The 12,241-nt window shown below is 25.7% G+C and carries 8 protein-coding genes and 1 pseudogene; 4 read left to right on the top strand and 5 right to left on the bottom strand.

What is annotated here, in order from left to right:
• Window positions 1-741 precede the first annotated feature (741 nt).
• Genes ACXX84_RS03795 through ACXX84_RS03785 form a run of 3 tightly spaced genes read right to left on the bottom strand, consistent with a single transcriptional unit; the run spans window position 742 to window position 1,939 of the window.
• Window positions 742-948, bottom strand: a complete 207-nt coding sequence (locus tag ACXX84_RS03795) for a hypothetical protein (RefSeq protein ID WP_458572932.1) — start codon at window positions 946-948, stop codon at window positions 742-744.
• Window positions 949-1,365, bottom strand: a complete 417-nt coding sequence (locus ACXX84_RS03790) for a hypothetical protein (RefSeq protein ID WP_458559656.1) — start codon at window positions 1,363-1,365, stop codon at window positions 949-951. It abuts the gene before it with no gap.
• 1 nt (window position 1,366) lies between these two features.
• Window positions 1,367-1,939 carry a hypothetical protein gene (locus tag ACXX84_RS03785; protein ID WP_458559657.1) on the bottom strand — a complete coding sequence of 191 codons (573 nt, stop codon included), beginning with the start codon at window positions 1,937-1,939 and terminating at the stop codon, window positions 1,367-1,369.
• A 172-nt stretch (window positions 1,940-2,111) separates the two neighbouring features.
• Between ACXX84_RS03785 and ACXX84_RS03780 the strand changes: the two genes are divergently transcribed.
• The 3 genes from ACXX84_RS03780 (at window position 2,112) to ACXX84_RS03770 (ending at window position 6,104) form a co-directional block, all read left to right on the top strand.
• On the top strand, window positions 2,112-4,382 hold the full coding sequence (locus ACXX84_RS03780) for a hypothetical protein (RefSeq protein ID WP_458572931.1): 2,271 nt from the start codon (window positions 2,112-2,114) through the stop codon (window positions 4,380-4,382).
• A 77-nt stretch (window positions 4,383-4,459) separates the two neighbouring features.
• Window positions 4,460-5,437: a DNA cytosine methyltransferase gene (locus tag ACXX84_RS03775; RefSeq protein ID WP_458560643.1), complete on the top strand. Its 978-nt coding sequence runs from the start codon at window positions 4,460-4,462 to the stop codon at window positions 5,435-5,437.
• Window positions 5,424-6,104, top strand: a complete 681-nt coding sequence (locus tag ACXX84_RS03770; RefSeq protein WP_458560642.1) for a UpaP162 family type II restriction enzyme — start codon at window positions 5,424-5,426, stop codon at window positions 6,102-6,104. Before ACXX84_RS03775 ends, ACXX84_RS03770 begins: the two co-directional genes overlap by 14 nt.
• A 338-nt stretch (window positions 6,105-6,442) precedes the next feature.
• Here the strand turns inward: ACXX84_RS03770 and ACXX84_RS03765 are convergent, their stop codons facing one another.
• A complete protein-coding gene (locus ACXX84_RS03765) occupies window positions 6,443-8,722 on the bottom strand; it encodes a hypothetical protein (protein ID WP_458572930.1) in 2,280 nt (759 codons plus the stop codon).
• A gap of 57 nt (window positions 8,723-8,779) precedes the next feature.
• A pseudogene (locus ACXX84_RS03760) lies at window positions 8,780-8,908 on the bottom strand (hypothetical protein); the annotation flags it as partial.
• An 858-nt stretch (window positions 8,909-9,766) separates the two neighbouring features.
• Here ACXX84_RS03760 and ACXX84_RS03755 point away from each other — a divergent pair.
• Window positions 9,767-11,344: an ATP-binding protein gene (locus ACXX84_RS03755; protein ID WP_458561182.1), complete on the top strand. Its 1,578-nt coding sequence runs from the start codon at window positions 9,767-9,769 to the stop codon at window positions 11,342-11,344.
• The last annotated feature ends 897 nt before the right edge of the window (window positions 11,345-12,241 follow it).

The following is a 12,241-nucleotide window of genomic DNA, read 5'->3' as shown; positions in this document are numbered from 1 at the left end:
AAGTGACATTTTATATTGGGAATGGGGGGTGACATTTTATTTCTGTTTTAATAAATTTGCAAATTTTTTATAAAAATTTTGGAAAAAGTGCTACAATAATAGTGTAATACATTTTCAGATTCCCAATTAATTAAGATTAACTTAATTAATGAAAAAACGCCATTTGGCGTAATGGGAGTTTTTATATAAGGTTGGTGGAAAATGTATTACATTACTTTATAATTTAATTAATATTAGAATTATAATTATTAAAATTAAAATTCTCTCCACTTTTTTTAACTAAGTGGAATAATTTTCTCGGTGTTACCACCGAGAAATTTTTTAATTTTAAAAGAAAGGACTTTCATCTTTTTTATTTTTTTTGAAATTGATTGAATACTCTCAATTTCATAATTCACTATGGTCATTAATGATTTTTAATAAATTTTAATATTGTCTAAAGTCCATTATTTCTTTCAGTATTTTTTTCATTTTCTCTCCGCTCTTTATTTCTGATATTTTAAGTTGTCTCCGGACTTTATCTCCGTTTCTTTCTTTTGTTTCCGGTAATTGTTAATTTGTCTCCATTTTTTTAAAATAGTCAATAAAATAAGTATCTAAAATGTCTTTATTAGGTGCTTTTTTAATTAACTTTTTAATTGTTCTAAATTTTGCTACTTTGTAATACAAAGCAAATGCTACGCTCTCTTGCTGTTCTTCTGTAAGGTGGTATTTCTTGCTTCATTTTCTAAATGTCTTTTTTTATTTGTCATTTAGTAAAAAGTCCATTCCTAGTTCTTGCTGATTTTCTTTTAACTCCTGCTTTGCCTCTTTGATTGCTCTTCTCTCTATGCTTTTTTCTGTATCTTTGCTGATTTTGATATATTTATTTTTAAACATTACAAGCAAGGAAACAAATGCAAAATATGCCCGTTCATTGATGTACTTCTCTTTTAATTGTTTAGTCATTTATGCTCTTAAAAAATTATTAATTATTACAATATTTAAGTTAAAATTAACAGCAACATACATACTTATAATGGAGTCGAATTTTTCATACCCTACTTGCTTAAATAAGGTAGGTAATAATTCCATTGTTTTTTGTCTTTCTTCGTCAACCATACCTGCTAGGAGCATTACTTTTATTAGTCTTCTTTCGTCAGAACCGAACTTTCTATTGCTTAAAACTGAACTTTCTATTTCTTCCATTATTTTAAGCATTTTCTCGCTTGCTGCTTTTTGTCATAAATATTCCATTCCTTGTTTCATTAATTTTATTTCTCAGTCTTCATCGTCTGCAGTCATATAGAATGCCCTATCTGTATAATATTTATAAGCTTTTATTGCTTCGTTTAGCAGTCATCTATATAATTGGTCTATATTCATTTTATTTTTCTCCTTGTTCTGTTTCTAATAAAATATATAAATCACCAAAATTAACTGAAATATACATTTCTATAATAGGTTGAATATCGTTTGTTCCTGCTGCTTCAATTAATGCTGGTAATAATTCCATTGTTTTTTGTTGAAGGCTTGGGCACCCAAGTCCTCCTAGCATCATTAGTTTTATTGTTTGTTTATGATTTCAATTAAGTCATTTATAAAAACTAATTTTTTCTATTTCTTTCATTATTTTAATCATTTTCTCGTTTGCTGCTTTTGGTCATAAATAGTCAACCTCATTTAAAGCACTATTTACTTTTTTTTCTCAATTTTCTTCTGCAACTACTTTATTTTCTCTTACTAAACGTCTATAATTACCAATTGCTCTTTCTAATAAGACTTCGTTTAATTTTCATATGTTCATTTTTATTTCTCTCTTTCTATAATTTCTTAAATCTTTCAAAATAGGAACCTTTAATGGACAATCTGCTGATGGTAGAACACAAAAAGAATATGAAACAACAGTAACTGAAGCAACTAATAAATTTAAAGAAAAACAAGCTACAGCTAAAACCACTATTGATGGATTAAGTTATTTAAGTGAAGAAAGAAAAAATCATTTTAAAAATGAAATTACTAATACTTTAGCTAATGAAAATGCTGATATTAGTTCTATTAATACTATTGTTGGTAATGCAACAGATGAAAACAGAAGAGCAGAAGAATTAGCAAGTGCTAAAGCACAAGCTGTGAATATTGCTAATAAATTAATAGTAAGAAACGGAACTAATGAAAGAGGAAGAGAACAAATAAATAGCGATATACAAAATGCAGACTCAGTAGGAAGAGTTGAAGAATTAAAAAAAGAAGCACAAAAAATTCTTGATAATAAAGTAACTTCAGTAACTAATAAACTTCCTATCTTAGAAGGTTTAAATGAAGGTGGTAACCAAACAAAAGCAAATTACGATAACAGATTATCTAATTTAAAAGCAAATAATCAAGCAACTTTAACAGAACAAGAATTAGATACATTATTAAGTGATATAACAAATGCTTATGATACTATTTTTGATAGTGCACAAACTGCAATTAATAACTTACCAAATGAAGCAGAAAAACAACCTTTCATAACTGAATTAGGTACAAAAGGTACCTTAAAAGAAACAAATAATACAGTAGGTAAATTAAAAGGTATTAAACAAAGAGCAGAAACTGCACTTAGTCAATATAATCAAGAAAAAGAATTTGCACTAAGAGAATTAGCAAAACTTAAAGATGGTAATAGTCTAAAAACAACTGAAAGCAAAATAATTAATGGTGAAAATTCATTGACAGGTCAAATTAGAGAAGCAAAAGTTCGTATAACAGATGCATTAATTAGATTAAGAGATGAAGCTAAAACTTATATTAGTAATAAATTTAGTAATGAAACACCAAACTTGAAAACTGAGCTATCTAATCAATTAAATTCACCAAATCTAACTGAACAAAATATTGAAGATATTAAACAAAGAGCTGATGAAGCATTTAATAAAGTTACAGAACTTAACTTAATTAAAGAAAAATTAACCCAATCTAATCATATAAATGCAATTAATACTGCTAAAGCTAATGCTACAACAGTGCAAGATATTCAAAATGCTATTAATGAAGCAAATAGAAACTTAAATCAAGAGCAAAATGCTGAAAAAAAATCTATAAAAAACCAATTAATTTCTGCAAATGATGATGGTACAGGTTTAGTAGATAAATTTATACAAAGTTATGGAGCATATGAATATATTCAAAAAGGGAATAATTGAGCAAAAGAAATTAATAATGAAAATACTTCATTAGATAGATTAAGACAAATAAAAGAAGAAGCAGAATTAATAATAAATAAACTAAAAACAGAAGCATTAAATGCAAACTTTGAAATTCCTGATTCTTCTAATGCTAAAAGAGGTAATTTAAATAGAATCAATGATACAAGAGCAAGTTTAGCTAATTTAAAATCTGCTAAAGATCAAGCAGTAGGTTTACGTACTACTGAAAGAGAAAGATTAGAATCTCAAAAATCTAATGCTAGAGCAGAAATTGCTAAACTTGAAGGTGATGGATACAATAAAGATAAACTAACAAAAGAACTTAATGAAGCAACACAACAATCACAATATGATGCAATTCAAGAAAAAGCAAGACAAGTTATTGAAGCTAAAAAAGTGCAAGTACAAGGTAAAATTACTTCAAATAATAAAATGCCACAAGATGAAAAAACAAGTTTTGGAACAAGAGTTAGAAATGCATCAACAATTGAACAATTGATTCAAATTGAAAATGAAGCAGATAACTATGTATTTGTAGAAGATCCACTTGCAAGCACAAAACGTGATGCAACTAATAGAATTTCAACAAAAGCACAATCAACTCCTGCTGGAGCGCCTTCTTCTTCTTCTTCTTCTTATAAACTAACACTTGAACAAGCAGAAGAATACAATGATAGAATAAGAAAAGCAACTACACCAGAACAAATTAAAACAATTGAAGAAGAATTTATTAGAACCACATTCTTTGAAAATAGAAGAATTGTTACATTAAAACAAGCAGTAGCTAACTATATCACTCCACAAGTTGGAAATGATACCAATAAATTCAAGGCTTGAATTGACTACTTTAAAAATACATTGGAAAATGAAACATCAATCAGAGAACTTGGTAAAAAATTCGTGCAATATGCTAATACAAACAATATTGGTGGTAACCAATCTGAAGCTCACCGTCAAGACTTATTAAGAGAATGACATAAATGAGCTCAAGAACCAGGTATTGAATGAGCTAAAGGATTGCTACTCAATTCAAACATAACATTTGATCAAAAATACAACTTGATTGATCAATTACTTCTAGTACATTCATTATTTGATCTAACTGATTGATTGAAAGTTGCAAATAGAGTTGATAGTAACATTCCAAGTACAATTCCAACAAGTAGTAACATTAGATTCTACGATGGACACAATTGAACTGAAATTCAATAAATCAAAATTAATACAGGATTTTTCCTGTATTTTTTTGCTTTTAGATTATAATTTAAATAATAAATAAAAGGAGAATAATGAGCAAAAAAAGACTAGTAGATTTGTTTGCAGGAGCAGGTGGATTAACTTGAGGTTTTTACAAAAATAATTTTGAAATTGTAAAAACAGTTGAGTTTTGAAAACCTGCAACTCTAACTTATAACTTAAATTTTAAAACTGAGATTTCACCTTGTGATATTACTTTACAAGAAACCAAAGAAGAACTTAGTCAATTAAAAGATATTGACATAGTAATAGGTGGTTTTCCCTGCCAAGGATTTTCAATGGCTGGTAAAAGATCTCAAAATGATGAAAGAAATAAGCTTTATTTACACACAATTGAAGTAATTATTAAATTACAACCCACTGTGTTTGTTTTAGAAAATGTAAAAGGTATTTTATCTTATAAAGAAAGCGATGGTATTAAAGTAACTGACAAAATAGAGCAAATATTCACTCAAAATGATTATTTTGTTTCTTATTTATTACTTGATAGTTCTAACTTTGGTGTTGCTCAAAAACGTGAAAGAGTTATTTTTATTGGTTCTAAAGACAAAGAAAAAGTACAACAAACAATTGAATTGTTAAAAAATACCAAACAAAAAATGAAAACAGTTAAAGATGCAATTGCAGATTTAGAAGAAATAAGTGAAAATAAAGATTTTAATCATATTTTTACTAAACACTCACCAGAATTTATAGAAAAAATTTCTTTAACACCTGTGGGACAATCTGTAATGAAAAATTTTAAAGATGCTTTTAGAAGATTAGATTATAATAAACCATCATTAACAGTAAAAGAAAATCATGGTGGTGTTCATGTTCATCCTAAACTGAACCGAGTATTAACTCCGCGTGAATTAGCAAGACTTCAAAGTTTTCCAGATGATTTTCTTTTTGTTGGTTCTAAATCAGATGTTTTAAAACAAATAGGAAATGCAGTTCCTGCAAAATTATCTTATGAAATAGCAAAAATAATAAGAAAGGTATTTTTCAAAGAAAGTGAACAAAAATAATTATTGAGAAAAATCACAAGAATTTCTTCATTTTATAGAAGAACAAATTAGTAAAATTTTAGATTTAACTAATAACAAAATAGAATTAAAAGCAAATAATGTTAATTTGTTAAATAATGAAAATAATTGTATAGAAAGTTCCACGGCTATAGGTTTTTTGATAGAAGAATATATTAGTTCTGAATTAGAAAGAATTACAAATCATCCTTTAAGTATCTATAAAATCAGAAAAATAAAACAAACTCAAAATTCTAGTTATGATTTTTATTGTGAAAACGAAAATGATATTTTTGTGGTAAATTTAAAGGTAGCAAAGAAAATAAATGATGCGGTTGCAGCAATTAAACAGTTAAAAACAGATTATAAAAGTTTAGTCCAAACTAAAAAACAAGTTCATTTTCTTGTTTTAAAATTTAATTATTCATTTGAAGTAGAAAACAATAATAAATTTGTTTTTCTAAATGATTTGTCAGGATTTTTCTTAGAAGAGATTGATTTTTCAAAGAACCATCTTCAAGATAAAAGAAATTGAAGTTCAACTTTTAACTATGATTCAGGTAGGTTGATGGTAACCAAAATTTTTCTTAAAAATAATAAAAAAGAAATTAAAGATATAAGTTATAAAACAACTCTAGAAGAGATATTGAATCTAAATAAAGAAAAATAAGGTATATTCATTTGCTATGTGATAATAGTTACAAATTTTAAGTTTCCCAGTTTTAATAATGAAAAATCGTTTATGCCTATTTTATCGGGCAAAACAGTTTTTTATTTATCTAATTTAATTACATTTTTTTAAGTTTACCATAATCATTGTAACTGTAAGGAATTTTGTGCTAAATTTGATAATATGCTTTTATTTCACTTTTTATTTATTTTTTTGTTATATCATTTGATTTTTGCAAAATTTAGCCCTAAATTGGAATTGAGTTTTTGATAATAAAAAAAGCTAACATTAAGATGTTAACTTTTTTATATTGTTTAAAACTTTGTGATAATTTAGTTTTATTGAATTTCTGTTCAGTTATATCCATCAAAGAATCTAATTGTACTACTTGTGGGAATTGAACTTGGGATGTTGTTATCTGCTTTATGTGCTTCATTCAATCAATCTGTGAAGTCAAATAATGAATGAATTAATACTAATTTATCAATCAATCTATATTTATCATCTCAACTTAGAGTTGTTGAATTTAAGACTAATCCTTTTGCTCATTCAACTCCAGGTTCTTGTGCTCATTTGTGTCATTCTTTTAGTAATTCTTGACGGTGAGTTTCTGATGTTGCACCACCAATAGCATTATTATTTACATATTGAACAAAGTTTCTTCCAAGTTGTTTGATTGATGTTTCATTTTCCAATGTATTTTTAAAGTAGTTGTATCAAGCAACATATTTATTACTATCATTTCCAGCTTTTGGTGTTACATAGTTACCAATTTGTTGTTTCAATGTAACAATTCTTCTTGTATCAAAGAATGTTGTTTGAATGTATTCTTTTTCGATTCTATTTACTTCATCAACTGAAGTTGCATTTCTAACTCTTGCATTAAATGTTTCTATTTGTTCTTGTGTTAGTATATATATAGAAGAAGAAGAAGAAGGCGCTCCAGCAACAGTAGATTCTCCTTTTTGTTTCATTCTTTCAATTGCTTCTTCTTTTGCATCTCTAATTGGATCACCAACATATGAGTAATTGTCTACATCGTGTTCAATAGTATTCAAGTCTGCAATTGTTTGAGCAGCTTTAATTCTTTCTCCCAATCTAGTTCTTTCTTCTTGTCTTGTGATTTTTGGATTTCCTGTAACTTTTCCTTGAACCTGAGTTTTTTTGTTTGCAATAACTTGTCTTGCTCTTTCTTCGATTGCATTGTATTGATCTTGTGTTGTTGCTTCATCAAGTTCTTTAGTTAATTTGTCTTGGTTGTAAGCATCACCTTGAAGTTTAGCAATCATTGCTCTAGCATTTGATTTTTGAGATTCTCTATTTCTTCTTTCTGTTTGCACAATATTAATTGCATTTGTTTTGTATGTTTCATAATCTTCAGCACTGTTGTCATAATAATTTCCTGATGATCCATTATTAATAAGATTTAAAATTCTTTGTTTTTCAGAAGAATCACTAATACTATATGCTTCATTTGTTGCTTCTGCTTTTAACTTGTTAAAAGTTGATTCGACTTCATCTTTTATATGTTTAATTTCATCAAGTGAAAGATTTTGATCACTTAATCTTCTTTTTCATTCTCTACCTTTAGGATTTCATGGACTTCCATTACTACTATTAGTGAATTTTTCTACAATTGCTAGTGCAGCATTTCTAATTGGTTCTTTTTGTGCATCATCTTCTTGTTGTTTTAATCTTTTTGCTTGTGCTAAAATTTGCTCCAATCTTTCAATACTTTCTGCTGGTGATACAGAACCATCACTATTACCATTTATTTTTTCAGTAATAGTATTTTTATTAGCATCACTTAATTTTTCAGCATATAATAATACTTCTGTTTTTTTAGCATTAAAGATTTCATCTGCTTGTGCTTTTTTAGCTTCAATATCTTGTTCAGTTAATATAGAATTTTCAAAAGCATTAACTAGTTGTTCTTTTGTTCCAGATGTATCACCAGTTAATTTGGTTTCTATATAAGTTTTAGCTTCACCATTTAATCTTGTTAATTCAGTTGTTATAGCAATTTTTGCATCTATAATTTGTTGTTTATTTGAGTTAGCATTATTAATAATTCTCTCTTGTGCTATTCTTACACTATTATCATCTTTAAGTTTAGCTAATTCTCTTAAAGCAGATTCTTTTTCTAATTCTTTTTCAGCTTCTTCTTTAATTACTTTTAATTTAGCTACATTATTATTACTATCAATTAATTGTCCTTTTGTTCCTAATCTAGCAATTAATGCTTGTTTTGCTGAACCATCTTGTAGATGGTTTATAGCATCATGAGCACTGTCATAAATACCATTATAAGCATTTGTTATATCACTTAATAATGTATCTAATTCTTGTTCTGTTAAAGTTGCTTGATTATTTGCTTTTAAATTAGATAATCTGTTATCGTAATTTGCTTTTGTTTGGTTACCACCTTCATTTAAACCTTCTAAGATAAGAAGTTTATTAGTTACTGAAGTTACTTTATTCTCAAGAATTTTTTGTGCTTCTTTTTTTAATTCTTCAACTTTTCCTACTGAGTCTGCTTTTTGTATATCGCTATTTATTTGTTCTCTTCCTCTTTCATTAGTTCCGTTTCTTACTATTAATTTATTAGCAATATTCACAGCTTGTGCTTTAGCACTTGCTAATTCTTCTGCTCTTCTGTTTTCATCTGTTGCATTATCAACAATAGTATTAATAGAACTAATATCAGCATTTTCATTATCTAAAGTATTAGTAATTTCATTTTTAAAATGATTTTTTCTTTCTTCACTTAAATGACTTAATCCATCAATAGTAGTTTTAGCTGCATCTTGTTTTTTTACAAATTCTTTTTTTACTTCAGTTACTGTTGTTTCATATTGTTCTTGTGTTCTACCATTACCAGATTGTCCATTAAAGGTTCCTGCCTTGTATTGGACTTAGATATAAAAAAAAGAAAGGAGAAAAAATCAATTTTAGATATTTATAACAACATTGATATACGAGATATCCATAAATACTTTGTGAAAATTGTAAAATGTTATAAAACTAAAATCAAAATAAATTATAAATAAAAATTAGTAGAATATTTTAGAAAAACAAGATTAAATTGCGATATTCTTTTAAAGAAAAGATGAAGATTTTTATAGTCATATTTAAGGTACTATTTTTTAAATTATTTTAAATTAAAAATAACTAAAATTATCGTAAATATAGAGTAAAATTTTAGGAAAAATAAACCAAAAATCCCAATTTTTTCCGTATTTTCGTAACAAAATAAATTCTGTGGTAATATTAAAATGTGACTAACACTTTAGTCACATAAGGAGGTGAAAAATGTATTTAAAATAAAGGTTCAAAAGTGGAGCGAATTTTAATTTTAATAATTATAATTCTAATATTAATTAAATTTTAAAATAATTAATACATTTTCCACTAACCTTAAATAAAAACTCCATTTTAAGGGAATGGAGTTTTTTTCATTAATTAAGTTTATCTTAATTAATTTAGGATTGTGAAAATGTATTTATACTATTATTATAGCACTTTTTGGCAATGTGTTCAATTTTTTGTAGAAAATTTTTTTGAATAAAAATCTTATCTTTCAAAGCAATGTTTTATTATTTAAAAATATTTTATTACACAATGTAATATAATATTAATATGTATAAAAGAAAAGGATAAAAATGAAATTAGATAAATATCTTGGAGAAACAACTGAATATGAAAAAAAAGAAAAAATAGAAAAAAAGGATTTCTATAGTTGATTAAAAACAGTAAGTGCTTTTGCTAATACAAACGGTGGAAAAATCTTTTTTGGTATAGAAGATAAAAGTGATAAATTAGTGGGATTAACAGATATTTACAAAGACTCTGATTATATTAGTAGCGTCATAAAAGATGTTATGGAACCACTTCCATCTTTTGATTTAAAGATTTATGAAGAACAAGACAAAAAATTTATAGTTTTAGATGTAAAAAAAGGTCAGCAAACTCCTTATTATCTAAATAAAGGCGGTAGTTACCTTGCTTATAGAAGAATAGGAAATCAAAGTGTAGTCATAAAGGGAAACGATTTAAAAACTTTAATTCTTCAAGGTTCTAATGAAACTTGAGATAGTTTTAAAACCAATATCAGCTATGATGTTTCTTCCTTTAGTTATTTAATTTCATTTTATTATCAAATTACAGAACATAAACTTACATTAAAAGACTTTAAATCCTTTGGATTAGTTTCAAATGATAATTATTTAAATAATAGTGGAGCACTATTAGCAGATGGTCAAATAGTAAGACATTCAAGAATTTTTGCAACCAGATGAAATGGATTAACAAAAACACATTCACTTGCAGAAGCTTTAGACGATGAAGAATTTAGTGGTAATTTATTATATTTATTAGATTCTGGAATTAAATTCATTTCCAGAAATTCCAAAAATATGTGAAAAAAGATAGATTTTGGTCGTAAAAATTATCCTGATTATCCTATGAAAGTAATCCAAGAAGTTTTGGTTAATGCTTTAATTCATAGAGATTATTCAATTAAAGGAACTGAAGTAACTATAAACATTTTTGATGATAGAATGGAAATTTCTTCACCTGGTGGAATGTATAATGGTAAATTAATACAAGAAGAAAATATTGAAGAAATCAATTCTGAAAGAAGAAATCCAATTATTGCCGATCTTTTTAGTAGATTAAATTTAATGGAAAGACGTGGTAGTGGTTTACTCAAAATATTTGATTATTACCAAAAAGAAGAAAATTATAGTCAAAAGTTAAAACCGGAATTTAAATCAGATAATAGAAGATTTACTGTGATTTTAAAAAATTTAAATTATAAACAAAATATTGAAGGTTTTGAAATAGAAGAATATAAGGAAAATACAAAAAATCTAAATTTTAAAATTGATTATAAACAAAAAAACAAAAACTTAATAAAACCGGAGATAAATATAGAAACCGGAGATAAATTTGACAAAACACCGGAGATAAATATAGAAACCGGAGATAAATTTGACAAAACACCGGAGATAAATATAGAAACCGGAGATAAAATAATAAAAATTAATAAAAAAGAGAAACAGTATCAATTAATTATTAATTATGCTAAAAACAAAGATTTTTTTAAAACTAATGAAATAGAAAAATTATTAAAAGTGAAATATTCAAGAGCAAATGAAATAATAACTAAAATGATTGAAGAAAAGTTGCTAATAAAAGAAGGTTCTAATAAAAATAGAATTTATAAATTAAATAAGTAGTAGGGAAAGTAGTTCAGGAAAGTGTTGGAAGTGTAAGTGTAAGATATTTTTAAAATTCTCTTACCTGCTTTTTTAGTTTTCCAGTTAAAAATAAAAATAACTGATTGTCCCTTATTTTTGAGAAATTTTAATATTTTTTATAAAAATAGTGAATTTTAATGATAGAATATAATTAAGTGATTTGGACCCGCACCCTCCACCTATACTAGGCACTATAAAAACAATACGGTATAGAACTGAAAATTAGCTTTCCGGTCGGGGATAATGGCTAATTTTTTTATATAGAAAACAGCACAAAAATTGTGCTTTTATTTTATTTTAATTAGAGTTTAGATAAATTTTTCATGAATTCTTGCATTCTTTTTCAGGAACCTTTTTCATTTCTTTACATAATTTCAGGTAAATTATCAATTCCTTCTTCTTTCAATTTCATTATATAATCATTAATAATTTTTGTTCTTTCTTCATTAGTCATTTTTCACCTCTTTATTTATAATTATATAGTTTTTAGATTAATATTTTATAAAAATAAACTAAAAATTTCTGTTTTAAAAGTATAATTAAATTATGAATAAGAAAAATATTCATATTTTCCTTGGGTGAAATATTAAATTCTATGAAACTTATAAAATTAATAATTATTTTAATAATAGTTCTTAAATTATAAGATAGTTTTAAATTATTCATTCAAGGAAAATTAAAAAAAATCTCCAAGTAGCAATTGGAGATTTTTCATATTCATTTTATACTTGAATGAAATATTTTATTCTATGTATAATAATTATAACACTTTTTTTACAATATTTGATAATATTTTATAAAGTAAAAATTTATATATTTTTTATCCCGTCTTTCCCAGTTGACGGGATTTTTTTATTTTTTTTCGCATATTTAATA

The organism is Mycoplasma sp. AC157, assembly GCF_054343415.1.
Note: the sequence above shows the minus strand (reverse complement) of the source record. Positions and strands in the feature narration are given on the sequence as shown.